This is a genomic window from Mycobacterium colombiense, assembly GCF_003284975.1.
Lineage (GTDB): Bacteria > Actinomycetota > Actinomycetes > Mycobacteriales > Mycobacteriaceae > Mycobacterium > Mycobacterium europaeum_A.
Genome location: NZ_QMEU01000046.1, coordinates 1 through 25,415, shown reverse-complemented (window position 1 = coordinate 25,415; position 25,415 = coordinate 1). Strand labels below are relative to the sequence as shown.

Below are 25,415 nucleotides of genomic sequence, written 5' to 3'. Positions count from 1 at the left end.
CCCGATTCCCGCTGCCGGGTACGGTCGATGCCTCTAGGATGAGTTTCCTTGATGCTGCGCCGTCGCCGGTCGGGATGAGGTTGGTCATGAAAAGCCATGCGCTCAGGTCGGCCCTTGTGTTGTCGGCGGCGGCACTGCTGGTGGTCGGCTGCACGACCTTCGTCGACGGACGCGCCCTGTCGATGCTCAACGACCCGTTTCTGGTCGGGGGGCTGCCCGCGACCAACGGACCCAGCGGAATCCGTTCGAACGCGCCCAGTCCCACCGGCAAGGTGCTCAACACCGACAACGGCCCCATCGACAGCCTGGCACTGCTGTCGATCAACGACATCGAGGATTACTGGAGGTCGGTCTACGACCAATCGCTGCAGGGCAAATTCGTTCCGCTCAGCAAGATGGTGTCCTATAACTCCACCGATCCCAGCAGCCCGATCGTGTGCCACAACGACACCTACAAGCTCGTCAACGCCTTCTACACCGGCAAGTGCAACCTGATCGCCTGGGACCGCGGCGTATTCATGCCCATGGCGCAGAAGTATTTCGGTGACATGTCCGTCACCGGTGTGTTGGCACACGAATTCGGGCATGCGCTGCAACAGATGGCGAAGCTGGTGACCAGACGCGACGCGACCATCGTCCGCGAGCAGCAGGCCGACTGCTTCGCGGGCGTCTATCTGTACTGGGTCGCCGACGGCAAGTCGCCGCGCTTCACGCTGAGCACTGCCGACGGGCTCGACCACGTGCTGGCCGGGATCATCACCACGCGGGACCCGGTCATGGACAGCGAGACCGAGAACGACGACGCTCACGGGTCCGCCCTGGACCGGATCAGCGCCTTCCAAATGGGATTCCTCAACGGCGCCTCGGCCTGCGCGGCGATCAACCGCAAGGAGATCGAGAAGCGCCGCGGCGACCTGCCGAACGCCCTGCGGGTCGACTCCAGCACCGGCGCACCCGAAACCGGCGAGGTGCCCATCAACCAGGACACCTTGTCGAATCTCATGGAGCTGCTGGGAAAGATCTTCGCCCCGACCAGCCCGCCGGCGCTGTCCTACCAGCCGGCCGAGTGCCCGGACGCCAGGGCCACCCCGCCGGCGTCCTACTGCCCGGCCACCAACACCATCGTGGTCGATCTGCCCGGCCTCGCCGCGATGGGTACGCTCGCCGACGAGAAGCAACAGACCCTGCCGCAGGGCGACGACACCGCGCTGTCGGTGGTGATGTCGAGATACGCGCTGGCCGTACAGCATGAACGTGGCCTGCCGATGCAGAGCCCGTGGACCGCGCTGCGCACCGCGTGCCTGACCGGCGTGGTGCATCGGAAGATGGCCGAGCCGATCGACCTGCCTTCGCACAACCAATTGCTGCTGACCGCCGGCGACCTCGACGAGGCGGTCGCCGGCCTGCTCACCAACCATCTGGTCGCCAGCGACGCGGACGGCACCAGCGTGCCGGCCGGATTCACCCGGATCGCCGCGTTCCGCGGCGGCGTGACCGGCAACGCGGACGCCTGTTACTCGCGCTATCCCGGCTAACCGATCACCAACCGGGTCAACCGATTTCGGCGAGCCGGGGAATCACTTCGTCGCCCAGGCGTCGAACGAAGCCGACCGGGTCCGGATTACCGGGGAACGGACCGGCATTGACCAGCTCGACGCCGAGTCCGGCGTAGCCCTCGACGGTCCGGAAATATCCGTCCAGGTCCTCGAACGGATTGACGAAGTAGCCGACTGTCTTGCGGATCTCTCCGGGGTCGCGGCCGACCGCCTCGCAATGACGGTTGAGCACTTCGATCTTGTGCTTGATCGCGTCGACCTCGGTCACCGTGGAATTCCAAATGTCGGCGTATTGCGCGACCAGACGCAGCGTCTTCTTTTCACCGTCCCCGCCGATCAGCACCGGGGGACGCCGAATCGGTTGTGGCGCACAGATTGTCTCGGCCAGCTGATAATGCTTGCCTTCGTACGGGCCGTCGTTGTCGCTCCACATCTGACGGCAGATCTGCAGTGTTTCCTCGAGCATCTCGAAGCGTCGGCTCACCGGCGGATACGGAAAGCCCAGGGCGGTGTGTTCCCGGTCGTACCAGGCCGCGCCGAGTCCCAACATCGACCGCCCCTGCGACAAGACGTCCAGCGTCGTGACCGCCTTAGCCAGCAAACCTGGATAACGGTAGGTGACGCCGGTGACCAACAGGCTCAGCTCGATTGTCGTCGTCTGTCCGGCCAAAAAGCCCAGTGACGTGTACCCCTCCAGGAACGGGTCCTCCGCCCGTCCCATGGCTTCCATCTGAAAGAAGTGGTCGGCCAGCGTGAACAGCGTCGCGCCGCCCTGCTCGGCCGCCTTGGCCACCTCGGTCAACGTCGGGCCCAGCCGGGCCGGGTCTCCCGGTAGGAAGTCGATGAAATGCAATCCCAATTCCATTGCTGCTCCGGTTCTTTCGTTTCCTCATTGCTCGGTCAAGCGCTCGAGTAGCGACAATGCGTCGACGATGACGCGCCGCTCGGCCTCGGTGTAGCGCTCGTGGATGGCGCGGGCCAACCACTCCTCACGGGCGCGCCGACCGCTTTCGGCACGCCGTTTGCCCGCCGGGGTCAACGACACCACCTGGCGCCTGCCGTCATTCGGATCCGGCTTGCGCTCGATGAGCCCGCGTTGGCCCAGGGCGGCCAGGATGGTGGCCATCGACTGCGGGCGCACCTGTTCGGCGCCGGCCAATACGCTGGCCGACGACGGGCCCTCTTTCCACAGCCGGGTGAGCACCGCGGTCTGTGACGGCGTCAGACCGTCGGTCGCGATGTCCTTTAGCCGGCGCCGTAACCGGCTAAACACCACCCTGATGTCGCGTGCCGCCGCTACCGCGGAGTCGCTGATGCCATCCACGCCACCACTCTAATTTAGACAGTCATAACTGTCCAGTTTCGGCTGTCTATTTTCGCCCGAGCAGCTGTAGTGCGGCATCGACGGCCAATGCCGGCACGTTCAACGTCTTGGACCGCAGATCGTGGCGGGCGCTGGCGATCTCGACGACGGCGGTGGTGCCGGTGACCAGGGCGGCCGCGGCGCGCAGTTCGTCGGGCGTGCCGAACGGATCCGACGTGCCGTGCGTGAACACGGTCGGCACCGTGATGTCGGGCAGGTGCTCGGTGCGGGCGCGTTCGGGTTTGCCCGGGGGATGGACCGGATAGGAGAACAGCGTCAGCACGTCCACCGCCGCCGCGCCGGCCGCGACGACCATGGACGTCTGCCGGCCGCCATAGGAATGGCCGCCGGCGATCAGCGGGCCGTCGACCAGGCCGCGGCACACCGCGATGGCCTCGACGATGCCGGCCCGGTCGGCGGAGGCGGAACCCGATGGCGGCCCGGTGGGCCGGCGACGCCGGTAGGGCAGGTTGTAGCGAACCGCCAGCCAGCCCCGTTGCGCCCATTCATCGCAAACCTGCTGCAGCAGAACGGCATCCCGGTTGCCACCGGCGCCGTGAGTCAGGACCACCACTCCCGTCGGCTCACCAGTGGGCTCGTGTGCGATGCCCGCGATCCCGTCGAGATTCATGCGATCACGACAGTCGAAACAGCGGGGAGACGGGGCCGTGGCCGTGACCCAGCGGGTATGCGGCGCGCAGACATTCGGTCACCCAGCGCTTGCCGAACTCGACGGCATCCGGCACGGTGAAGTCGTACGCCAGCGCGCACGCCACGGCGCTGGCGAGCGTGTCGCCACCGCCGTGGTCGTTGCCCGTCGCGATCCGCTGGGCATCGAACTCGTAGAAATCGGCGCCGTCGTAGAGCAGGTCGCTGCTGCGCTCCGAAGACCGCAGGTGACCGCCCTTGACCAGTACCCATCGCGGGCCCAGCGCGTGCAGCGCCTTGGCCGCCGCCCGCTGCGACTCGGCGTCCACCACGTCGACGTCGACCAGCAGCCGCACCTCGTCGAGGTTGGGTGTCACCAGCGTCGCCAACGGAAACAGTTGGCTGCGAAGCGAATCCAGCGCCGCCGGCGCCATCAGCGCGTCACCGTGCATGGACGCCGCCACCGGATCGACGACCAGCGGAACGGACAACCCCAGCCCGCGCCAGGTGGTGGCCACGGTGTCGATGATGCGCGGCGACGCCAGCATCCCGGACTTGGCGGACTGGATGCCGATGTCGCCGACGACGGCCTCGATCTGGCCGGCGACCACATCACCGGGTACCTCGTGAAAACTGTGCACGCCCAACGTGTTCTGGACGGTGACGGCCGTGACCGCGATGCATGCGTGCACACCCAGCAGCGCCATGGTGCGCATGTCGGCCTCGATGCCCGCGCCGCCCCCGGAGTCCGACCCGGCGATGGACAGCACCCGGCGCGGCGTCGTGCCGGGCGCGGGCAGCGGCAGGAACGTCACTGTGCGGGCTGCGCCGCGCTGGCGATCACTGCTGTGCCAGCGGTAGATACACCCGGTTGCCCTGCTCGGCGAACTCGCGCGACTTCTCCGCCATGCCCTCGGACATGGCGGCCTCGATCGCCTCTTCGCTGTCGAGCCCGTGTTTCGCGGCGTAGTCGCGAACGTCCTGGGTGATGCGCATCGAGCAGAACTTCGGCCCGCACATGGAGCAGAAGTGCGCGGTCTTGGCCGGTTCGGCCGGCAGCGTCTCGTCGTGATACTCGCGCGCGGTGTCCGGGTCCAGCGACAGTGCGAACTGGTCGTTCCACCGGAACTCGAAGCGCGCCTGCGACAACGCGTTGTCACGCTCCTGCGCGTGCGGATGGCCCTTGGCCAGATCGCCTGCGTGCGCGGCGATCTTGTAGGCGATAACCCCGTCCTTGACGTCCTTGCGGTCCGGCAGCCCCAGGTGTTCCTTGGGGGTGACGTAGCACAGCATCGCGGTGCCGGCCTGGGCGATGATGGCCGCGCCGATCGCCGAGGTGATGTGGTCGTAGGCCGGGGCGATATCGGTGGCCAGCGGGCCCAGCGTGTAGAACGGAGCCTCCTCGCACCACTCCTCTTCCAGCCGCACGTTCTCGACGATCTTGTGCATCGGGACGTGGCCCGGCCCCTCGATCATCACCTGCACGCCATGGGATTTCGCGATCTTGGTCAGCTCGCCCAGGGTGCGCAGCTCGGCGAACTGCGCGGGGTCGTTGGCGTCGGCGATCGAGCCGGGCCGCAGGCCGTCGCCCAGGGAGAAGGTGACGTCGTAGCGGGCGAAGATCTCGCAGAGCTCGTCGAAGTTGGTGTACAGGAACGACTCCCGGTGATGCGCCAGGCACCACGCCGCCATGATGGAGCCGCCGCGCGACACGATGCCGGTGACCCGCTTGGCGGTCAGCGGCACGTAGCGCAGCAGCACGCCGGCGTGCACGGTCATGTAGTCCACGCCCTGCTCGCACTGCTCGATCACGGTGTCGCGGTAAAGCTCCCAGGTCAGTTCGGTCGGATCGCCCTTGGTCTTTTCCAGCGCCTGATAGATGGGCACGGTGCCGACCGGCACCGGCGAGTTGCGCAGAATCCATTCGCGGGTCTCGTGGATGTTCTTGCCGGTGGACAGGTCCATGATGGTGTCGGCGCCCCACCGGGTGGCCCACACCATCTTGTCGACCTCCTCGGCGATCGACGATGTCACCGCCGAGTTGCCGATGTTTGCGTTCACCTTGGTCGCAAACGCCTTGCCGATGATCATCGGCTCGATCTCGGGGTGGTTGTGGTTGGCCGGGATCACCGCGCGGCCCCGGGCGACCTCGTCGCGTACCAGCTCGGCGGGCATGCCCTCGCGGGCGGCGATGTAGGCCATCTCGGCGGTGATCTCGCCGGCGCGGGCGCGCTGCAGCTGCGTCCCGCGATCGCGGACCACGCCGGGCCGCGCCGGCAGTCCGGCCGTCAGATCGATCGTCGCCTCCGGATCGGTGTAGGGCCCCGAGGTGTCGTACAGATCGAAGTCCTCGCCGTTGGACAGGTGCACTCGCCGCAGCGGCACCCGCAGCGTCACCCCGCCCGGGGCCTCGATCTCGCGGTAGGCCTTGCCGCTGCCCCAGATGGGTCCGGTGGTGACGGCCGGCTCCACGCTGTGCGAGGCGCTGCCCGATGCAATTCCGGAAAGGACATCAGTCATTTTTCATCTCCCTACGCCGGCATTACCCGGTCAGGTTCGTACGGTCGACGGCCCCGAGCCGTCCTCTCAGCGCACTCGGCGTGCGCTCCCGCGTCGTATGGATGGGTCCGCACGCGACGTTACCCCTACGGCCGACCGCACGGCAGGGTGTGACGGCCTTTTCACCCGGGGCAGTAGCCGAAGGCGTTCCCTTAGTGGAAAAATGCAATCGTGCAACAGCGCAGGCGAACAGGGGAATCGTCATCCGGCGCGGGCGGCGTGCGTTTTTCCGAGCCGACCGAGCCGACCGAGCCGGCCCCCGGATACCTGAACATCGGCGCCTTCCGCTTCTGGTTCGTGGGCCAGCGGTGGGAATGGTCCGACGAGGTGGCCAGGATGCACGGCTACGAACCGGGTGAGGTCGAGCCGACGACCGAACTGCTGTTGTCGCATCAAGCATCCCGACGACCGCGCGCATGTTCAGGAGTTGCTCGACTACGCCCTGCGATCCGAAGAGTCGTTCTCGAGTCGGCACCGGTTCATCGACACCGCCGGCGCGATGCACGACGCGATCGTCGTGGCCGACCGCATGCTGGACGAGTCGGGCGCCGTGCTGGGCACCGCGGGTTACTACATCGACCTCACCAACTCCTTCGACGAGGCCCGCCAGGAGGTGCTCGACACCGCGCTGCCCGACCTGTTCGAGAGCCGCGCGGCCATCGAACAGGCCAAGGGCGTGCTGATGTACGTCTACCGGGTCAACGCCGAGCAGGCGTTCCGGGTGCTGCAGTGGCGCTCGCAGGAGACCAACGTGAAACTGCGGTCACTGGCCAGGCAGCTGCTCGCCGATGTGGCCGCCCTGCCGGCACCGGCGGCGATTCTGCAGAGCCAGTTCGATCATTTGCTGCTGACCGCGCACGAGAGGATTACGGCCGAGCCCGGCGGGTAACCGGCGAATCGATAAACGGGCAGTTCGGGTACGGGTTACTCTCGGGTCATCTGCGATGCGCGGCCGCGCATCTGTGCCGCGCCGTCGGGCTTAGCGGCAGCAGATCCCAACGTTGGCTGCGGCGAAAGGCATGAAAGTTGTTGGCGGTCGAACACGAGGCCCACGACGACGTAGTGATCGTGAGCGTCAAAGGCGATGTCGACTCCAGTAACGTCGGTGAGCTTGCCGCTCACCTGACCACCGCGCTCGGGCTTGCCACGACACCGCCGGTGCGCCCGGTGGTGATCGACTTGCTGGGTGTCGATTTCTTCGGAAGCGCGGCGCTGAACGCGGTGCTCGACTGTCACGAGGACGCCACGGCCGGTGGGACCGCGGTACGACTGGTAGCCGACCACGACCAGGTGCTACGGCCGATCCAGGTGACCGAGCTGGACGGGGTGTTCGACATCTACCCCACCCTGTCCGCAGCGTTGCATTGAAGACGACAGCCATGGACGCGCGACTGCCGGCGGATCTGGCCGCCGCCGTTTCGTTGGGCGGTGAGATGGGCCGGCGGTTCGCCGAATACGACTGGGACGCCCACCCGCTGGGGCCGCCGCGAGACTGGTCCGGACAGATGCGGGCGGCGGTCGCCACGACGCTGGCGTCGCGGTTCCCGCTGGTGCTCTGGCTGGGCACCGAAGCCCTGTTCGTGGTGTACAACGACGCCTACACCGAGATCCTCGGCGACAAGGTCGATTCCTTCGCCAAACCCGGCCGCGAGGTGTGGTGGGACATCTGGGATTCGATCGCCCCGATGCTCGCCGGCGTCGTCGCCACCGGCGAGGCGACCTGGTCGCGGGACCTGATGCTGCCGATGGTGACCGCCGGGCGGCGCATCGAGCGGTACTTCACCTTCACCTACAGCCCGCTGATCGGCGCGGACGGCAAACCCTTCGGCATCTTCTGCCCCTCCTACGAGACCACCGAGCGGGTGCTGAGCGAGCGCCGCCTGCACCTGCTCAACACGGTCGCCTCGGCGATAGTCGAGAGCCGCAGCATCGACGATGCGGTCGGCGTCGCGGTGCGGGTGTGTGCCGGCCAGCCCGCCGACCTGTCGTTCATCGCCGTGTACGCCGACGACGGTGTGACGGGAAGGGTCACGCTGCGCGGGGCGACGCCATCGGTGTCGGCGCTGCTGCCAGCGGAACTGGCGGAGCTGACCGACTGGGACGCGGCGTCGCGGAGCCGGACCGAGATTCAGGTGATCGGTGACGTCGCCGGCGCGATCTCCGGCATCGAAGCGGCGCTGGGCGCCGACTGTCCGCAGGAAGCTTTGGTGTTACCGCTGGGGGAGGCCACCACCGCGGGGGCGCTGGTGGTCGGCGCCAGCCCGCGGCGCCCCCTGGACACCCAGTTTCAGGGTTTCTGCCAGCTGCTGGCCGACCAGTTGACGTCGACCTTCGCCTCGATCGTGTCCTACGAGCAAGAGCGGCACCGAGCCGATGCGCTGGCCGAACTGGACCGGGCCAAGACCGCTTTCCTGACCAACGTCAGCCACGAGTTCCGCACGCCGCTGACCCTGCTGCTCGGACCGCTGGACGACGCGCTGTCGGACGCGGCGCCGGACAGCGTTCTCGCGGAACGGCTTACCACCGCTGGGCGCAACGCGCGGCGCCTGCAGCGCCTGGTCGACTCGCTGCTCGACTTCTCCCGCATCGAGGCCGGGCGGGCCAACGCGAAGCTGGCGTGCACCGACGTCGGCGCGCTCACCGCGCAGATCGCGTCGTCGTTCACCGAGCTGTGCCACCGGGCCGGGCTCGAGTTGAAGCTGGACTGTGCGCCGGCTTTGGCCGATGTCGATCCGGCGATGTGGGAGACGATCGTTCTCAACCTGCTGTCCAACGCGGTCAAATACACGCTGCGGGGCGCGATTTCGGTGCGGGTGCGAGCCGCGTCCGGGGAGTGCGTGATCACCGTGCGCGACACGGGAGTCGGCATCGGCGCCGAGGATCTCAACCTGCTGTTCGAGCGCTTTTACCGGGCCGACAACGTCCGTGGCCGCAGCGTCGAGGGCACCGGGATCGGGTTGTCTCTGGTGCGCGGGCTGGTCGACTTGCACCGTGGCACGGTCGAGATCGACAGCGAATTGGACCACGGGACCACCGTCACCATCCGCGTGCCGCAGTCGATCTCGGGTGCGGTCGTCGACCCGTCGCCGGTCAGCCCAGACGAGACCAACCCGTATGTCGCCGAGGCCAGTCAGTGGGTGGTGCCGGTCGCCGAACCCGTCGCCGCCACACCGGCGACGACCCGCCAGGTGGTGTTGATCGCCGACGACAACGCCGACATGCGTGCCCACCTTGAGCGGGTGTTGTCGAGCCACTGGGAGACGGTGGCGGTCGCCGACGGCGAATCTGCGCTGGCCGCGACCCGCAACCTGCGTCCGGACGCGATCGTCACCGACGTGATGATGCCCGGCCTCGACGGCTTCGGATTCGTCGCCGCGGTCCGCGCGGACCCGGACTTGGCGGCCACGCCGATCCTCATGCTGTCCGCCCGGGCCGGCGCGGAGGCCGTCAACGAGGGCTACGCCGGCGGCGCCGACGACTACCTGCCCAAGCCGTTCCAATCCCAGGAGCTGATCGACCGGCTGAGGTCGAGGTTGTCCGCGGTGGGCCGCGAGCGTGACCGGCAACGTCGCGAGGCGCAGTCGCGGCTGGCCTCCGAGCTGGTGCACCTCGACTCGGCGCTGCAAGCCACCAGCTCGGTCGGCGGGATCATGGACGCCCTGCTCGGCTCCTCCTTCGGTTCCGGTGACGCCGGTGCCGTCGCGATCGGCGTCCTCGACGGCGAGGACTATCTGCGGTTCGAATATGCCGGTGACCTGCCCGCGGAGTTCCGGGACCGCTACCACGTCGTCGCGCTCGATGCCCCGTTGATCGGCGCCGATGTCGCACGCACGGGCGAGTCGATGATCGTCGCCGACACGTTCGCCCTGCCCTCGCGTTACGCGCACGCCGTCCGGGACAGCGCGGCGAGCATCCGCGCCTGCGTGAGCCATCCGCTGCGGGACGGCTCCGGCCGCATCCTCGGGGTGCTGGCGTTGTTGTGGCCCACACCCCGCGACTTCGACGCCGCCGAACTCGACACCTTCGCCCGGATGGCCGAGCTGACGTCGGCCGCCCTGGACCGGGTGCGGCTGATGGCCCGCGAACACGAGATCGCCATCGACTTTCAGGAGCACCTGCTCGACCTGGACCGCGGCTCCACCGCGGCGGTCGTCGCGGCCGTCTACCAGCCGGCGGGGGAGGCGATGCGGGTCGGCGGCGACTGGTATTCGGTCACCCCGCTGAACCACTCCGGCCGGATCGCGATTTCGGTGGGCGACGTCGTCGGGCACGGGCTGGCCGCGGCGATCGTGATGAGCAGGTTGCGTGCCGCGGTCGCCGCCTCCGCACTCACCGCGGGCGAGCCGGACGCGGTGCTCGGTTCGCTGGACCGATACGGCGCCAGCGTCGACGGCGCCCGGTGCGCGACGGTGGCCTACGCCCTGATCGACACGGACGGCCAGGGCGGTGGCGCCACCGTCACCTACAGCTGCGCCGGCCACCCGTATCCGCTGCTGGTGCTGCCCGACGGCCAGGCGGTCTATCTCGAGTCAGGCCGGCGCGCCCCGGTGTCTGTGACCGGACGCGGAGCCCACGACGCGACGAGCCGCCCGCCCAGCAACACCGCGACCGCGCAGCTGCCGCCCGGCGGGTTGATCCTGCTCTATACCGATGGACTGATCGAACGGCCCGGCGAAACGCTCGACGACGGGTTCGCGCGCCTGCAGGCGGCGGCGGCGCAGTGCGCCGGCCTGCCGGTGGAATCGATCTGCGCCGAACTGCTGTCGAAAATGGCCCCGCCGAGCGGCTACCGCGACGACGTCGTGGTGCTCGCGCTGCGGCCAAGCCACCTTGCCGCGGGCAGTTTCGCCACTGTGGTGCCGGCCGCGCCGGCCCAGATTCCCGTCGCCCGCGAACAGCTGCGCGAATGGCTGACCACCATCGTCGTCGCGCCGCATCGCGAAACCGACATCTTGTTGGCGACCGGTGAAGCGGTCACCAACGCGATCGAACACGGCAGCCGCAACGATGTCCGCCAAACGGTGTCCATCGAAGCCTTCCGGCACCAGGACACGGTGGTGATCACCGTCAGCGACACCGGCCAGTGGATCGGCGATTCCTCGGCCAGCCTGCGCAGCCGCCGCCGCGGGCGCGGGCTGACGCTGATGAGCGGACTGGCCGACGGCGTCGAAACGCTGCGCACCGCGGCCGGCACGCGGGTCAGCCTGCGGTTCGACCAGGCGGTCGCGGGAAGCCCGGCAGTGAGCTAAGCCTCCTCCATCGCCTCGCCGAGCTCCTCCAAAAGCTTGTTGTGGTGGCTGCTGGCCAGGAAGTGTCCCGCGGCGATGACCAGGGCCACCGGCCAGTCGATGAGTTCGAGGGCCGCCAGGGCCGCCAGCCCGCCGAAATAGGCCAACTGCTCTGGCCTGGGGATTTCCACCTGGCCGATCGCCGGCAGGTTCACCGCGAAGGTCTCACCCTCGCGGATCTTGTCCACCGCCTCGCGCTGGGGGGTGCCGCGCCGCGACTTCTTTTCCGCCATCATTTGCCTTTCGGTAACGAAGGGTTTCCCGTCTCGCTGGGTCGCGCGTCCACCGTCGGACATATGTCGACGATGACCGACACCGGGGGCGATCCGCTAGTTTCGTCGATTGCTTCGGTGCTGAGGGTGCCGCTAGTCGAACTCTATGCGCTGTTGTGGCGCGTCGGGGTTGTCGAGATTCGGCACAGCGATCGGGCGCCTCGTCGCGGCGTGCCGGCGTCACCCCGGGCGGTGAGGGGAGCGGTCTGTCCGGATCCCAGCGCGCACGACACGGATCATCGGGTGCGTTGGACGTCGCGGCAGTTGGCCCCGGCGGTAATCAGTCGGGCGATCGGCTGATCGGCGGGTTCGCCTAGTTGGTGCTGCGCAACCGCGTGGTGCCCGCCCGGCGGCCGGCCGTCTTCTTGGCCGTCGACTTGGTGGCCTTCGCAGGCGCGGCTTTCGTGGGCGCCGATTCCTGCGCCGTCGGTTTCTGCGCCGCCGAGTCCACCGGCACCGACTTCAGATTCGCTTTGACCGCGCGGGTCTCGGGCTCCTGTTTGCGGCTCAACCGCTGCAGCAGCAGAGCGCTGCCGCCGACCGCCAGCAGCAGTGGCCACTCGACCAATCCGGCGACGCCGAGCGCGCCGATGGCCAACGCGGCCGCGGGCGCCGAGTGGCTGCCGCTGTTCATGCCGCGCTTGACGCCCTCAGCGGCCCCCGTGACGCCGCCGATGACCCCGTTGACCGCCGCGCCACCCACGGCACCGGCGGCCGCGGTCGTCGCGTTCGCCGCGCGGTTCACCGCCTGACTCACGCCTCGGACTGCTCCGCCGATGACACTCATGATGACTCCCTGGCTTTGATTGCTTCTGCAGCGAACCGGTGTCGGCAGCGGGGGGACTCCCGCTGAAGGCAGCCTCAACAACAAAGCAATATGGTTTTCGCTTCTGGTCTTTAAAGCCTGCCACCTTGCCATCGCGCAGACAACGCGAAGCCGCATCAAATTTGCCTGAGCTTAATGTGATGCTGTACCCGGCCCGGGCGCAAGCGACGCGGCTACTCGCGCCGCACGTCGACGAGGATCGGCGCATGATCGCTGGCCGCCTTGCCTTTGCGTTCGTCGCGGACGATCTGCGCGTCTGTCACGCGGGCGGCCAAAGCCGGTGAGCCGAGGATGAAATCGATGCGCATGCCCTGTCCCTTCGGGAACCGCAAACGGGTGTAGTCCCAGTACGTGTAGACCCCCGGGCCCGGCGTGAAAGGGCGCACCACATCGGTGAATTGCGCCTCGACGATCGCGGCGAACGCGCGGCGCTCCGGCTCGGAGACATGCGTGGCACCGGCGTAAAAATCCATACTCCACACGTCATCGTCCTGCGGGGCGATGTTCCAGTCCCCGGCCAGTGCGATCGCGGCCGTGGGATCCTCGCGCAACCAAACCGAGGCCGAATCCCGCAGTGCGGCAAGCCATTCGAGTTTGTAGGTGTAGTGCGGGTCGCCCAGGGCGCGACCGTTGGGAACGTAGAGGCTCCACATCCGCACGCCGGCGCACGTCGCCGCGAGGGCGCGGGCTTCCGCGGCCGCGGCGACTTCGGGCTTGCTGCTCCAGCTGGGTTGCCCGTCGAATCCGATCTGCACGTCGTCGAGACCGACCCGCGAGGCGATCGCCACGCCGTTCCATTGGTTGAAACCGACGTGGGCGACCTCGTAGCCGAGTTCGAAGAACGGCAGGGTGGGGAATTGGCTGTCGGAGCATTTGGTCTCCTGCATGGCCAGCACGTCGACGTCGGCACGGGCCAGCCAGTCGATTACGCGCGGCAGCCGGGAGCGAATCGAATTCACGTTCCAGGTGGCGAGCCGCAGCGGTGATCGCAAGCGCGGCGAAGCCGGGCGCGGCGGGTCGCCGCCATCGGTTCGCGGCGGCGGGTCGCCGCCGTCAACCATCCCGTCGGGCATGCCTAGACGCTATCCCAGAAGCCCGGGCGCACCGGGACGTAACGGCGGCGGTGGTGCAGCCGGAAACCCAGCACCGCGGCGGGCGTGCGCTCGCCGGTGTCGGGCACCCGCAGGTAGCCGCGCGTCGCACCGCGATCGGCGCCCCATGCCAACAGCGCCTCGCACAACCGCACCGCCGCCTGATCGTCGGCGCCGGCCGGGCACCCCACTTCCGAGATGCCCACCCACCGCGCGCCATCCGGTGCCTGGGTCACCGCGGCACGCGCGGCGGCTCCGTCGCGATGCGCGCCGAACACGAGATCGCCGTCGATGACGGCGGTCAGCACGTCGACGGGAATGTCGCCGTCGTGGATGCGCAGCCACCCGTCGTCGGGGGCCGGTGCCAAGATGATCGACGGGTCGGCGTCCTGGACGGCCACATCGGAAAGGTCCTGCACGACAAGCTGTTCCGTGGCCTCGTTGGTCAGCGCGGGTGGCGCCAGCATCCGATCGGGCAGGGCCAACCGCGGCGTCAGGCCGCGGCGCTCGTACCAGTCGACGATGGCGGGGACGGTGCTCGCCTGGGCGGAAATATCCAGTGGCACAGCGGAATTAGCGGCCATATCGACGCCGTGGCCGGCTCGCAGCAGCCAGCCGTCCAGCCAGGTGTGCTCCGCGCCCGGCCAGGCCGCGGCGGCGGCGTACTCAAGCGCGCGGATCTGGGAGGTGCGGATGGGGGTGTCGGTGAGCACCCGCAGCGCCACCGCGTCCGACGCCGCGAACTCGACGATCGCGCCGGTCTTCGTCCGCACCCGCACCATCGGGTCGACCGCCAGCAGGTGGCCCACCGCATCGGTCAGCGGCGGCACCGAACCGGCCGGGCGCCGGTAGCGCACCGACACCCGGGTTCTGAGGTCGGGCCACGAGAACATCAGTGACCGAACGGGTCCGGTCCCTCCCCGGGCATCCAGGAGAGGCCGGGAACGCCCCAATCGTGGGATTTGACAGCCCGTTTCGCGGCGCGCGCGTGCCGGCCGATCAGGCGGTCCAGATAGAGGAAACCATCGAGGTGCCCGGTCTCGTGCTGCAGCATCCGCGCAAACAGGTCGTTGCCTTCGAGGGAGATCGGCGTGCCGTCGGCGTCGAGGCCGGTGACGCGCGCCCACTTGGCGCGCCCGGTGGGGAACGACTCGCCGGGCACCGACAGGCAGCCCTCGTCGTCGTTGTCCGGATCGGGCATGGTCTCGGGTATCTCGGAGGTTTCCAGAACGGGGTTGACGACAACACCGCGCCGTCGGTCGGTGCGGCCGCGATCGTCGGCGCAGTCGTAGACGAAGACCCGCAAGCCGACTCCGATCTGGTTGGCGGCCAACCCGACCCCGTGCGCGGCGTCCATGGTGTCGTACAGGTTGGTGATCAACTCGGCCAGATCCGCCGGCAGCGAACCGTCGGCAGCGACGGGCACCGGCTGCGTCGGGGTATGCAGGATGGGGTCTCCCACGATGCGGATCGGAACGACTGCCATGGTCGGCTAAGCTACCGCACGCCCGCGGGCTGCTCGGCCGGCGATCGGCGTCTGGGCAATCTTGGTCAATCGGCCGACTCGCGGGTCTGGATGACGGCTTGAGGGTTTGGCGCGTGTTTCAATATTCGCCGAAACACGCCCTTAGCTAAGTCAAGTCATTCGAGCAGTTCGGAATTCGCCGGAAGGGTCCAGGGGAAGCGATATGGACAGCGCCATGGCGCGGGCAAATCGATCGGGGGACGACTCTGAGATCGCAGATGGGCTGACCCGCCGCGAGCACGACATCCTGGCCTTCGAGCGCCAGTGGTGGAAGTTCGCCGGCGTGAAGGAAGACGCCATCAAGGAGTTGTTCTCGATGTCGGCGACGCGTTACTACCAGGTGCTCAACGCGCTCGTCGATCGGCCCGAGGCCCTGGCCGCCGACCCGATGCTGGTGAAACGGCTGCGCAGGCTGCGCGCCAGCAGGCAGAAGGCGCGCGCGGCGCGGCGCCTCGGCTTCGAGGTGACCTGACTCGTTACAGTAGGGCTCGATGAAAGAACGAGTTCCCGACTCCACTGGGCTGCCCCTGCGGGCCATGGTGATGGTGCTGTTGTTCCTCGGCGTCATTTTCCTGCTGCTCGGTTGGCAGGCTCTGGGTTCGTCCGGGAGCTCTGACGACGATTCGGCGTCGCCGGCGTCCAGCGCGAGCGCCAGCAGCTCCGCGTCCGCGTCGCCGACCAACAAGCCGCCGAGCACCCAGGCCGATGTGCAGGTGTACAACATCTCCGGGAAAGAGGGCGTCGCCAAGCGCACCGGGGACCAGTTGACGTCCGCCGGCTTCAAAGTCACCAAGGTCGACAACATGACCGTGCCCGACGTCTCGGCCACCACGGTCTACTACACCGACGCCGGTGACGAGCACGCCACCGCCGACGCGGTGGCCAAAAACCTGGGCGGCGCATCGGTCGAACCGCGAATCCCCGCACTCAGCGGCGAGCCGCCGGGCGTCATCGTCCTCGTCGCGGGCTAGATAGGCGATAGGCTGCTGGCTATGCCCAAGCTGCCCGCGTTGGTACTGGCCGGTTGTGTCGTGCCGTTAGCCGCCTGCTCGTCGCCCCAGCAGGCTTCGTCGGTTCCGGGCACCACCCCCGCGATCTGGACCGGATCGCCCTCACCGTCGGGCGCCAAGGCCTCCGAGCCCGGGCCCGCAGCGGCGCCGAGCATCATCACGCACCTCAAGGCGCCGGACGGCACGCAGGTGGCCACCGCGACGTTCGAATTCAACAACGGCTATGCCACCGTCACCATCGAGACGACGGCCAACGGTGTGCTCGCACCCGGCTTCCACGATGTGCACATCCACAAGGTCGGCAAGTGTGAGCCCAACTCGGTCGCCCCGACCGGCGGCGCGCCGGGCGACTTCCTGTCCGCCGGCGACCACTTCCAGGCGCCCGGGCACACCGCCGAGCCCGCCAGCGGGGCCCTGCCCACCCTGCAGGTGCGCAAGGACGGCTCCGGAACGTTGGTCACCACCACGGACGCCTTCGCCATGGAGGACCTGCTCACCGGGCAAAAGACCGCGATCATCATTCACGCCGGTGCGGCCAACTCCGCCAACGCCCCGTCCGGGCACAACAACCAGACCAGCGGCACGCCGGGCCCGGACGACATGACGATGAGCACCGGTGACCCCGGCAAGCGGGTGGCGTGCGGTGTCATCGGTGCAGGCTAAGCGGGCCGACACCCGCATCGACTTCGCCCGTTCCCCGCGGCCGACCCTCGGGGTGGAGTGGGAGTTCGCCCTCGTCGACGCCCACACCCGAGACCTGAGCAACGAAGCCACCGCGGTGATCGCCGAGATCGGCGAAAACCCGCGCGTACACAAGGAATTGCTGCGCAACACCGTCGAAGTGGTCACCGGCATCTGCCATTCCGCGGGTGAGGCCATCCAGGATCTGCGACAGACCCTGGGGCCCGCACGCCGCATCGTGCGGGATCGCGGCATGGAGCTGTTCTGCGCCGGCGCGCACCCGTTCGCGCAGTGGACCTCTCAGAAACTCACCGACGCCCCGCGCTATGCCGAACTGATCAAGCGCACCCAATGGTGGGGACGGCAGATGCTGATCTGGGGCGTGCACGTGCACGTCGGCCTGTCCTCGCCGAACAAGGTGATGCCGATCATGACGTCGCTGCTCAACTACTACCCGCACCTGCTGGCGCTGTCGGCGTCCTCGCCGTGGTGGGCGGGCGTGGACACGGGCTACGCGAGCAACCGGGCGATGATGTTTCAGCAGCTGCCCACCGCCGGGCTGCCGTTCCAATTCCAGACCTGGGCGGAGTTCGAACGCTTCGTCTACGACCAGAAGAAGACCGGCATCATCGACCATGTCGACGAAGTCCGTTGGGACATCAGGCCTTCACCGCACCTGGGCACGCTGGAGATGCGTATCTGCGACGGCGTGTCCAATCTGCGCGAGCTGGGCGCGCTGGTCGCGTTGACCCATTGCCTGGTGGTCGATCTGGACCGCCGTCTGGAAGCCGACGAGTCGTTGCCGAGCATGCCGCCCTGGCACAACCAGGAGAACAAGTGGCGCGCCGCGCGCTACGGTCTGGACGCGGTGATCATCCTGGACGCCGACAGCAACGAGCGGTTGGTCACCGAGGATCTCGACGAGGTACTGAACCGGTTGGAGCCGGTGGCCAAGAGGCTGAATTGCGTCGACGAGCTGGCCGCGGTGGCCGACATACCCCGCCACGGGGCCTCCTACCAACGGCAGCGCCGGGTGGCCGAAGAACATGACGGCGACCTGCGCGCGGTCGTCGACGCGCTGGTGGCCGAACTGGAAATCTGATGACGGAATCCCTTGAGCTGGCCATGTTTCCGCTGGAATCGGCGCTGCTGCCGGACCAGGACCTGCCGTTGCGGATCTTCGAGCCACGCTACGGCGCGCTGGTGCGCCACTGCACCGACACCGGCGACCCGTTCGGGGTGGTACTGATTTCGCGCGGGCGTGAGGTCGGCGGCGGCGATGCGCGCTGCGACGTTGGCGTGCTGTCGCGGATCACCGAATGCGTCGACCACGGCGCCGGCCGGTATTCACTGAATTGCCGGACCGGGGAACGCATCCGGGTGACCGAATGGCTGCCCGACGACCCCTACCCGCGCGCCACGGTCACGCTGTGGCCCGACGAACCGGGCGACGCGGTGTCGGACGCCCAGCTGCTCGACCTCGAAGACCGGGTCATGGCACTGTTCGAGCGGATCGCGCAGGCGCGCGACATCAAGCTGCCGGGCCGCGAGGTGATTCTTGGCCACGATATCGCCGAACCGGCCGGGAAACGCTTGTTGGCGTTGGCCTCTCGCATCCCGATCGGCACGGCCGACCGCTACTCGGTGCTGTCGGCGCCGACGGCGGCCGCCCGCCTCGCCGCGCTGCGCGAAGCCGTGGACGCGGTCGCCGAAGTGGTGGAGTTTCAGCTTTCCGAATGACCGGGCGGGTTTCGCGGAAGGACGGTGCATGAAGGTACAGCTTCAGGTCAGCGGTTCACCGGCGCAGGCGGCGGCGAGCGCCGCCGAGATCGCCGCGACGGGCGCGGACGGATTGTTCACCTTCGAAGGCCAGCACGATGTCTTCTTCCCGCTGCTGATCGCCGCCGGCACGACCGGCCTGGACTTGATGACCAACGTGGCGATCGCCCCGCCGCGCAGCCCGCTACACATTGCGCACTCCGCCTACGATCTGCAGCTTTACAGCGGCGGCCGGTTCCGCCTCGGCCTCGGCTCGCAGATCAAGGTGCACATCGAAAAGCGTTATGGCAGTAGATGGGAACGGCCGGCGCCACGGATGGCCGAAGCCATCGCCGCGATCAAGGCGATATTCGCCGCGTGGGAAGGCCAGGCCCGGTTGGACTTTCGCGGCGAGTTCTACACCCACACCATCATGGCGCCCAATTTCAACCCCGGACCCAATCCGTTCGGCCCGCCCCCGGTGCTGCTGGGCGCGCTGGGACCGGTGATGACGCGCACCGCCGCCGAGGTCGCCGACGGCCTCTTGGTGATGCCGTTCAACAGTGCCCGGCACTTCGCCGACCGCACCGTCGTCGCCATCGCCGAGGGGCTGCGCCGCTCGGGGCGGTCGTTCGATGAGTTCCAGATCATCGCCCAGGCCATGGTGGCCGTCGGGCGCGACGAGGCCGACCTGGCGGCCGCTATCAACGGGGTTGCTTCCCTGATCGCGTTCTACGGCTCGACGCCGGCCTACCTGCCCGTGCTCGAGGTCGAGGGCTGGGCCGGGGTGCAACCGGAACTCAACGCGCTGTCCAAGCAGGGCCGGTTCGCCGACATGCGCCGGCTGATCACCGACGAGATGGTGGCGCGCATCGGGATCGTCGGCACGCCCGAGCAATGCGCGGAGCAGATCGCCGCCCGGTTTGGCGAGCACGCCGACGAGGTGTGCTGCTACTTCCCGGGCTACCCGCCGCGCCCCGCGGACGTCGCCGACATGATCGGCGCCCTGCACCGGGTGCCCGCGCTGCCATGAGCGAGGACCTGACGGTCGACATCGACTCGGGCGTGGCGGTGCTCACCCTCAACCGGCCCGAGCGGCTCAACGCCTACACCGCCGAGATGGGCGCGCTGCTGAGCCGCGCGTACCGCGATTGCGACGACGATGACGACGTGCGGGCCATCGTGCTCACCGGCGCGGGAGGCGCCTTTTGCGCGGGGGCCGATTTCTCCGGCGAAGCAAGCCCTTTCGATGCCCACGACGACCCCGGCGCTTTCTCGGCGTCACCGATCACGCCGGCCGCCTTCGAATTGCGCAAACCGGTGATCGCCGCCGTCAACGGACACGCCATCGGCATCGGCCTGACCATCGCGCTGCAGGCCGACATCCGCATCGTCGCCGAAGACGCGAAATACGGTGTGGTGCAGGTCCGCCGGGGTGTGCTACCCGACTGCATGGCGCACTGGACGTTGACCCAGTTGACCACCCTGGGCGTGGCCGCCGACATCCTGCTGACCGGGCGAACCTTCGGCGGCGCCGAGGCCGCCGCGCTCGGTGTGGCCAGCCGCGCGTTGCCCGCCGACCGGGTGCTCGACCACGCGCTGACCGTGGCCCGCGACATCGCGGTCAACGTGGCGCCCATGTCGGCGGCCCTGTGCAAACGCCTGCTGTGGGACACCGCGATCAACCACTACACACCGCGACAGGTCGCCGCGCTGGAAACGCGGCTGCACGAGCGGGTGATGGGCGGCGCCGATGCCGCCGAGGGCGTGGCCGCGTTCCTCGAGCACCGGCCGGCGCGCTTCAGCGCCCGGCTGTCCCAGGAGTGGACGCCGCTTGGCGAGCCGTGAATCGGCGCGCGGTCGGACTGTGGCGCAGCGCATTTCGTATCAGCTTATCCGCGCCGGGGCGCGGCCCCGGCGGGCGCTGCGCGCCATCAGCCGTGGCGCCACGACCCGATGCAGCGGACCGATGAACGCCCAGACCGCCCGGGCCGCGACCCGGCGGCGGAAGTGCAGGCGGGTGGTGAGGACCGCACGCCGACCGTCCTGGCGGCGCAACGTCAGCTCGCCGCGCATCAGCGGCCCGCGCGTCGCCAACACGAGCTCCTCTGGATCGGAACGAACGATCGGCCAGCCGATGAGGTGACCGGAAGACCGGGACGGACCCAGGCGCAGCCTCAGCACGTTGCGGTGAATCCACAGCACCAGGTTTCCGCCCGCGCCCGGCCGGTCGCCGAGCCCGTCGCGGAACGCCTCTTCGGCGGTGCGCGCGTCGCCGGCGGAGATGGGGACTTCGAAGACGTCCACGTAATCGGCCGCGGTCTCGCCCGTTTGCGCCCGCGAGTCGAGAACCGTTGCGGCGACGCGCTTCAGGGTTCGCCGAACGACGATGCGGTGCCCGCCGGTGCCGATCACCAGCGCCCGATACGCCTTGCCGTGGATACCGGGGAAGGCCGCCCAGGTGGCCGCCCGCAGCCGGGTACGCGCGGGCTCGTCGAGCGCATCCAGCTCGAACACCCACCGGTAGACGGCGAACCAGTGGCGGCCCTTCAGGGCGAAGCGCGCCGGCGGTCGGGCCTCGTCCAGGACGAAGCCGAACGGCACGGTCGACGGGTCGTGCGGGTCGCGGCACATCACCCGCAGCAGCGCCGCCCACGTGTCGTCGCGGTTGGCGTCGATAGTTATGGCATGCTCGTCGATATAGGGTAATCGTTCCATATAGAAGGAATGTACTAGATCATGGCGCCTCCACGGAAGCATGAAACCGATGTGATTCTCGACGCCGCCCGAACGCTGGTGCTCGACGGCGGACCACGCGCGGCCAGCGTGGCGGCGATCGCGAAAGCCAGTGGCGCACCGGCAGGCACGTTGTATCACCGGTTCGGCAACCGTGACGGCATCCTGACGGCGGCGTGGCTGCGCGCGCTGCGACGCTTCCAGGAGCGGGCGCTGGCCGCCGACTGCGCGACCCCGACCGACACCGCCGTCGCGATGGCCGTGGCCGCCGTCGCTTTCGCGCGCTCCCTCCCCGAGGATGCCCGGCTGCTGTTGACGATCCGGCCCGGCGACCTGCTCGACGACGAGCCCGACGCGGCCTTCCGGCAGACGCTCGCCGAAATGAACGCCCCGCTGACCCAACGCGTCGCGGCGCTGGCGCGCGAACTGTACGGGAACTCCCGGGCGCGATCCGTCGATGCCGTCGCCCGTGCGGTCGCCGACCTGCCCTACGCCGTGGTGCGGCGCCACGCGCACGACGACCCGATGCCGTCCTGGCTCGAAAAGGACGTGGCGGCCTCGGCACTGGCAGTGCTAAAAAGCTTTGGCGAACGCCCGTAGCGCCTCGACCTGCGCGGGATCCAAAGAGGGACGGACGTTTTCGCGTGCCGTCGCGAGATCGGCGGCCGTCACGTCGGTGGCATCGATGGATCGGCGCATCGCGGTCAGTGCGGCCTCCCGCAGCAGCGCCACGCAGTCGGCGGCGCTGTAGCCGTCGAGTCCGGCCGCCACCTCGTCGAGATCGACGTCGGCGCTCAGTGGAATGGATTTGCCCGCGGTGCGCAGGATTTCGCGGCGCGCCGCGGCGTCGGGCGGTTCGACGAAGACCAGCCGCTCCAGCCGTCCCGGGCGCAGCAGCGCGGGGTCGATGAGATCGGGCCGGTTGGTGGCGCCCAGCACCACCACGTCGCGCAGCGGATCGACGCCGTCGAGCTCGGTCAGCAGCGCGGCCACCACGCGATCGGTGACGCCGGAGTCGAAGCTCTGCCCGCGTCGCGGCGCCAGCGCGTCCACCTCGTCGAGGAAGACCAGTGACGGCGCCGAATCCCGGGCGCGCCGAAACAGTTCGCGCACCGCCTTTTCCGAGCTGCCCACCCACTTGTCCATCAGCTCGGAGCCCTTCACGGCGTGCACGGACAGCTGCCCGGTGCTGGCCAGCGCGCGCACGATGAAGGTCTTGCCGCAGCCCGGCGGCCCGTACAGCAGCACCCCGCGCGGCGGCTGTACACCCAACCGGGCAAACGTGTCGGGATGCTGCAACGGCCACAACACGGCCTCGGTCAGCGCCTGCCTGGCTTCGGCCATGTCGCCGACGTCGTCGAGGGTGATGTTGCCGACGCTGACCTCCTGGCCGGCCGAGCGGGACAGCGGGCGGATCACGGTCAGCGCCCCGGCCAGGTCCTCCTGTTTCAGCTCCGGCGGCCGACCGTCGGAGCTGGCCCGCGACGCCGCCCGCAGCGCCGCCTCGCGCACCAGCGCGGCCAGGTCGGCGACGACGAAACCCGGTGTACGAGAAGCGATCTCGTCGAGATCAAGGTCACCGGTGGGCACGTTGCGCAGCAGCGACTCCAGCAGCGCCTTGCGGGTGCCGGCGTCGGGAAGCGGCAGGCCCAGCTCGCGGTCGCACAGGTCGGGGGCCCGCAGCCGGGCGTCGAGCTGGTCGGGCCGCGCGGAGGTGGCGATCAGGGCGACGCCCTCGCTGGCCACCGCGGTGCGCAGCTCGCCGAGGATCAGCGAGGCCACCGGCTCGGCGGTGGCCGGCAGCAGGGCGTCGACGTCGGTGATCAGCAGCACCCCACCTCCGTCGCGGACCGTCTGCACCGCCGACGCCACGGCCTTGAGCCGGTCCTCGGCGGTCAGCGCGCCGACCTCCGGGCCGTCGAGCGTGACCAACCTGCGGTCGCCGCACACCGCGCGCACCAGGGTCACCTTGCCCACGCCGGCCGGGCCCGACACCAGCACACCGAGGTTGGCGCCCGCACCCAGGGTCTTGAGCAGATGCGGTTCGTCGAGCGCGAGCTTGAGCCACTCGACCAGCTTGGCGGCCTGGGGTTGGGTGCCCTTCAGTTCCTCGACGACCAGCTCGGGCCTGGCAATCTCGACCGATATCCGCGACGAGGCTCTGGCGCCCGGCGGAACACCGGTGCCCCAGGTGACCAGCGTGTTGGGCTGCACGCTCACCGGCCCGTCGGGGTCGACGCCGGTGACCGTCAGTAGCTCCGAGGTCCAGCTGATGCCGACCGCGGTGGCCAGCGCGCGGGTGGCCTCGGACGTCGAGGTGCCCGGGCCCAGGTCGCGAGGCAGCAGCGAGACGGCGTCGCCCACGGTTAGCACCTTGCCCAGCAAGGCTTGTCGCAGCGTGACCGGCGTGATCGACTGGGTGGCCAGCGGCGAGCCGGCCAGCGTCACCGACCGCGCGCCATAGACGGTGACCGCGCCGACGACCACCGGGGTGCCCTCGCGCAGACCCGCGTTGGACAGCGTCACGTCGTCGAGCAGCACGGTGCTGACCGGGGTGTCCGGGCCGGCCAGGCCGGCCACCGCCGCCGTGGTCCGTGACCCGATCAGCGATACCGCGTCCCATTCCCGAATGCCCAGCGCGGCAATGGCATTCGGATGCAAACGGATGACACCGCGGCGCGAATCCACCGCGGAGGTGTTCAGCCGGGCGGTCAGGGTGAGTTGACGGGTCGGGCCCGCGTCGTCGCCGGAGCGACTCACGGCAGGCGCCTGCCCGGCTTGCGCAGACCCAGCCGCGCCACCGACCGGCGGTTGGGCTGTGCCCGGCGGATCGCCCGCAGCGCCGCGCGGCGCTGCTTGGGTTCGTCGTCCCACGCCTCGGGGTGCGCGGCCAGCCAGCGCGAGTTGCGGATGGCGAACGGCACGTGGCACAGGTAGGCGACGATGAGCACCCAGATCAACACGTAGGGCGCCAGCACGGCCGCCGCCGCGCAGATCGCCAGGACCGCCAGCAGCGGGGCCGCCCAGCTCGGCGGCACGGCGACCGCGTGCATCTTGCGCATTGGGATCTTGCTGACCATCAGGATCGACGTCCCGGTGATCCAGATGCACAGAAACAGCGGTGACGTCCACCAGCCGTCACCGAACTGCAGCTTGAGCCCGATCAGGCCGATCATCGAGATCGCGCCGGCCGGCGCGGGCATGCCGACGAAGAACTCGTGCGCATAAGAGGGCTGACTGCCGTCGTCCTGCAAAGCGTTGAATCGTGCCAGCCGCAACACCACACACACCGCGTAGAGCAGGATCACCACCCAGCCGGCCGGCGACTTGGTCAGCAGCGTCACATACAGCACGATCGCCGGGGTCACGCCGAAGTTCACCGCGTCGGCCAGCGAGTCGATCTGCTCGCCCATCCGCGACTGGGCGTCCAGGATGCGGGCCACCCGCCCGTCGAGGCCGTCCAGGATCGCGGCCGCGGCGATCAGCGCCATCGCGGCCTTGGGCTGGTGTTCGAGAGCGAACCGGATCGAGGTCAACCCGGCACAGACCGAGAGCACCGTCATCGCGCTCGGCAGGATCTGCAGGTTGACCGCCGGCCGTCCGCGCGGCTTGCTGATCATGGCAGCTCGGCCAGCACGGTCTCGCCGGCGATCGCGCGCTGACCGACCTTGACCAGCGGTTCGGAGCCCGCAGGCAGGTAGGTGTCCAGCCTGGACCCGAACCGGATCAGGCCGTAGGTATCACCGATCGACAGCTTGTCCCCGACGTGCGCGTCGCAGATGATGCGCCGGGCCAGCAGGCCGGCGACCTGCACCGCGACGACGTCCGCGCCGCCGGCTGTGCGGATGTGCAGGCTGGTGCGTTCGTTCTCGGTGCTCGCCGCGGCCAGGTCGGCCGAGCCGAACCGGCCCGGCCGGTGCTGCACGGCCATCACCTCGCCGCTGACCGGCGCGCGCTGCACGTGGGCGTCCAGCAGCGACAGGAAGATGCTGATCCGCGGCAGCGGCGCGTCACCCATGCCTAATTCGGCGGGCGGGGCGGCGGAGTCGATCACGCAGATCTCGCCGTCGGCGGGCGCGACGATCGCGCCGGGCCGGGCGGG

Annotated in this window: 26 protein-coding genes, 1 pseudogene and 1 riboswitch; of the genes and pseudogenes, 13 read left to right on the top strand and 14 right to left on the bottom strand. The window is 69.1% G+C overall.

The window, feature by feature from the left end:
- The first annotated feature begins 86 nt into the window (after nucleotides 1-86).
- Complete coding sequence (locus DQP58_RS15675) at nucleotides 87-1,535, top strand: neutral zinc metallopeptidase (RefSeq protein WP_112709231.1); 1,449 nt, start codon at nucleotides 87-89, stop codon at nucleotides 1,533-1,535.
- A gap of 16 nt (nucleotides 1,536-1,551) precedes the next feature.
- Here the strand turns inward: DQP58_RS15675 and DQP58_RS15670 are convergent, their stop codons facing one another.
- The 5 genes from DQP58_RS15670 to thiC form a co-directional block, all read right to left on the bottom strand.
- A complete protein-coding gene (locus DQP58_RS15670) occupies nucleotides 1,552-2,421 on the bottom strand; it encodes an LLM class F420-dependent oxidoreductase (RefSeq protein ID WP_112709230.1) in 870 nt (289 codons plus the stop codon).
- 24 nt (nucleotides 2,422-2,445) lie between these two features.
- Nucleotides 2,446-2,880, bottom strand: a complete 435-nt coding sequence (locus DQP58_RS15665) for a MarR family winged helix-turn-helix transcriptional regulator (RefSeq protein ID WP_112709229.1) — start codon at nucleotides 2,878-2,880, stop codon at nucleotides 2,446-2,448.
- 46 nt (nucleotides 2,881-2,926) lie between these two features.
- Nucleotides 2,927-3,550 carry an alpha/beta hydrolase family protein gene (locus DQP58_RS15660; RefSeq protein WP_112709228.1) on the bottom strand — a complete coding sequence of 208 codons (624 nt, stop codon included), beginning with the start codon at nucleotides 3,548-3,550 and terminating at the stop codon, nucleotides 2,927-2,929.
- 4 nt (nucleotides 3,551-3,554) lie between these two features.
- Nucleotides 3,555-4,382, bottom strand: coding sequence for a bifunctional hydroxymethylpyrimidine kinase/phosphomethylpyrimidine kinase (thiD, locus tag DQP58_RS15655; RefSeq protein WP_112709227.1), 828 nt, complete (start codon nucleotides 4,380-4,382; stop codon nucleotides 3,555-3,557).
- A gap of 25 nt (nucleotides 4,383-4,407) precedes the next feature.
- A complete protein-coding gene (thiC, locus tag DQP58_RS15650; RefSeq protein ID WP_112709226.1) occupies nucleotides 4,408-6,087 on the bottom strand; it encodes a phosphomethylpyrimidine synthase ThiC in 1,680 nt (559 codons plus the stop codon).
- Nucleotides 6,079-6,189: riboswitch (TPP riboswitch) on the bottom strand. It overlaps the preceding gene by 9 nt.
- A gap of 156 nt (nucleotides 6,190-6,345) precedes the next feature.
- On the opposite strand from thiC, the pseudogene DQP58_RS15645 reads away from it, so the two are divergent.
- From DQP58_RS15645 to DQP58_RS15635, 3 genes and pseudogenes are all read left to right on the top strand, one after another.
- Nucleotides 6,346-7,015 (top strand): annotated as a pseudogene (locus DQP58_RS15645) (PAS and ANTAR domain-containing protein).
- A gap of 137 nt (nucleotides 7,016-7,152) precedes the next feature.
- Nucleotides 7,153-7,494 carry an STAS domain-containing protein gene (locus tag DQP58_RS15640; RefSeq protein WP_112709225.1) on the top strand — a complete coding sequence of 114 codons (342 nt, stop codon included), beginning with the start codon at nucleotides 7,153-7,155 and terminating at the stop codon, nucleotides 7,492-7,494.
- A gap of 11 nt (nucleotides 7,495-7,505) precedes the next feature.
- Nucleotides 7,506-11,375: a SpoIIE family protein phosphatase gene (locus DQP58_RS15635; RefSeq protein ID WP_112709224.1), complete on the top strand. Its 3,870-nt coding sequence runs from the start codon at nucleotides 7,506-7,508 to the stop codon at nucleotides 11,373-11,375.
- On the opposite strand, the gene DQP58_RS15630 is transcribed toward DQP58_RS15635, so the two are convergent.
- Nucleotides 11,372-11,647, bottom strand: a complete 276-nt coding sequence (locus DQP58_RS15630) for a hypothetical protein (RefSeq protein WP_112709243.1) — start codon at nucleotides 11,645-11,647, stop codon at nucleotides 11,372-11,374. The genes DQP58_RS15635 and DQP58_RS15630 overlap by 4 nt on opposite strands.
- Before the next feature lie 63 nt (nucleotides 11,648-11,710).
- On the opposite strand from DQP58_RS15630, the gene DQP58_RS27180 reads away from it, so the two are divergent.
- Nucleotides 11,711-11,986, top strand: a complete 276-nt coding sequence (locus DQP58_RS27180; protein WP_346427283.1) for an Rv1535 domain-containing protein — start codon at nucleotides 11,711-11,713, stop codon at nucleotides 11,984-11,986.
- A gap of 13 nt (nucleotides 11,987-11,999) precedes the next feature.
- On the opposite strand, the gene DQP58_RS15620 is transcribed toward DQP58_RS27180, so the two are convergent.
- From DQP58_RS15620 to DQP58_RS15605, 4 genes are all read right to left on the bottom strand, one after another.
- Nucleotides 12,000-12,473, bottom strand: a complete 474-nt coding sequence (locus DQP58_RS15620) for a hypothetical protein (RefSeq protein WP_205869439.1) — start codon at nucleotides 12,471-12,473, stop codon at nucleotides 12,000-12,002.
- A gap of 212 nt (nucleotides 12,474-12,685) precedes the next feature.
- Entirely contained in the window at nucleotides 12,686-13,492 is an 807-nt protein-coding gene (locus tag DQP58_RS15615; protein WP_205869441.1) for an exodeoxyribonuclease III, read from the bottom strand.
- Nucleotides 13,493-13,587: 95 nt separating this feature from the next.
- Complete coding sequence (locus tag DQP58_RS15610; RefSeq protein WP_112709221.1) at nucleotides 13,588-14,496, bottom strand: N-acetylglutamate synthase, CG3035 family; 909 nt, start codon at nucleotides 14,494-14,496, stop codon at nucleotides 13,588-13,590.
- On the bottom strand, nucleotides 14,496-15,089 hold the full coding sequence (locus DQP58_RS15605) for a peptide deformylase (protein WP_112709220.1): 594 nt from the start codon (nucleotides 15,087-15,089) through the stop codon (nucleotides 14,496-14,498). Before DQP58_RS15605 ends, DQP58_RS15610 begins: the two co-directional genes overlap by 1 nt.
- A 202-nt stretch (nucleotides 15,090-15,291) precedes the next feature.
- On the opposite strand from DQP58_RS15605, the gene DQP58_RS15600 reads away from it, so the two are divergent.
- From DQP58_RS15600 to DQP58_RS15570, 7 genes are read left to right on the top strand one after another with little or no spacing between them, the layout of a single operon-like run.
- On the top strand, nucleotides 15,292-15,600 hold the full coding sequence (locus DQP58_RS15600) for a DUF3263 domain-containing protein (protein ID WP_007768412.1): 309 nt from the start codon (nucleotides 15,292-15,294) through the stop codon (nucleotides 15,598-15,600).
- Nucleotides 15,601-15,619: 19 nt separating this feature from the next.
- Nucleotides 15,620-16,099 (top strand): LytR C-terminal domain-containing protein, encoded by a 480-nt coding sequence (locus DQP58_RS15595; protein ID WP_112709219.1) that lies wholly within the window; start codon nucleotides 15,620-15,622, stop codon nucleotides 16,097-16,099.
- 21 nt (nucleotides 16,100-16,120) lie between these two features.
- Complete coding sequence (sodC, locus tag DQP58_RS15590; RefSeq protein WP_112709218.1) at nucleotides 16,121-16,801, top strand: superoxide dismutase[Cu-Zn]; 681 nt, start codon at nucleotides 16,121-16,123, stop codon at nucleotides 16,799-16,801.
- The gene (locus tag DQP58_RS15585) at nucleotides 16,782-17,921 is read left to right on the top strand and encodes a glutamate--cysteine ligase (protein WP_430916113.1); all 1,140 of its coding nucleotides are present in this window, start codon (nucleotides 16,782-16,784) and stop codon (nucleotides 17,919-17,921) included. The genes sodC and DQP58_RS15585 overlap by 20 nt, the downstream gene beginning before the upstream one ends.
- Nucleotides 17,921-18,559: an LON peptidase substrate-binding domain-containing protein gene (locus DQP58_RS15580; protein WP_112709216.1), complete on the top strand. Its 639-nt coding sequence runs from the start codon at nucleotides 17,921-17,923 to the stop codon at nucleotides 18,557-18,559. Before DQP58_RS15585 ends, DQP58_RS15580 begins: the two co-directional genes overlap by 1 nt.
- A 28-nt stretch (nucleotides 18,560-18,587) precedes the next feature.
- Nucleotides 18,588-19,610 carry a TIGR03617 family F420-dependent LLM class oxidoreductase gene (locus DQP58_RS15575; RefSeq protein WP_112709215.1) on the top strand — a complete coding sequence of 341 codons (1,023 nt, stop codon included), beginning with the start codon at nucleotides 18,588-18,590 and terminating at the stop codon, nucleotides 19,608-19,610.
- Complete coding sequence (locus DQP58_RS15570; protein WP_112709214.1) at nucleotides 19,607-20,425, top strand: enoyl-CoA hydratase-related protein; 819 nt, start codon at nucleotides 19,607-19,609, stop codon at nucleotides 20,423-20,425. Before DQP58_RS15575 ends, DQP58_RS15570 begins: the two co-directional genes overlap by 4 nt.
- A gap of 39 nt (nucleotides 20,426-20,464) precedes the next feature.
- Here DQP58_RS15570 and DQP58_RS15565 read toward each other — a convergent pair whose 3' ends face one another.
- Nucleotides 20,465-21,295: a DUF2867 domain-containing protein gene (locus tag DQP58_RS15565; protein ID WP_112709213.1), complete on the bottom strand. Its 831-nt coding sequence runs from the start codon at nucleotides 21,293-21,295 to the stop codon at nucleotides 20,465-20,467.
- 21 nt (nucleotides 21,296-21,316) lie between these two features.
- Between DQP58_RS15565 and DQP58_RS15560 the strand changes: the two genes are divergently transcribed.
- Complete coding sequence (locus DQP58_RS15560) at nucleotides 21,317-21,913, top strand: TetR/AcrR family transcriptional regulator (protein WP_112709212.1); 597 nt, start codon at nucleotides 21,317-21,319, stop codon at nucleotides 21,911-21,913.
- On the opposite strand, the gene DQP58_RS15555 is transcribed toward DQP58_RS15560, so the two are convergent.
- From DQP58_RS15555 to DQP58_RS15545, 3 genes are all read right to left on the bottom strand, one after another.
- Complete coding sequence (locus DQP58_RS15555) at nucleotides 21,887-24,073, bottom strand: AAA family ATPase (protein WP_112709211.1); 2,187 nt, start codon at nucleotides 24,071-24,073, stop codon at nucleotides 21,887-21,889. The two genes, DQP58_RS15560 and DQP58_RS15555, sit on opposite strands and share 27 nt — an antisense overlap.
- A complete protein-coding gene (pssA, locus tag DQP58_RS15550) occupies nucleotides 24,070-24,933 on the bottom strand; it encodes a CDP-diacylglycerol--serine O-phosphatidyltransferase (RefSeq protein WP_112709210.1) in 864 nt (287 codons plus the stop codon). The genes DQP58_RS15555 and pssA overlap by 4 nt, the downstream gene beginning before the upstream one ends.
- On the bottom strand, nucleotides 24,930-25,415 hold a 486-nt coding region (locus DQP58_RS15545; protein WP_112709209.1), incomplete at its 5' end, for a phosphatidylserine decarboxylase. The genes DQP58_RS15545 and pssA, both read right to left, overlap by 4 nt.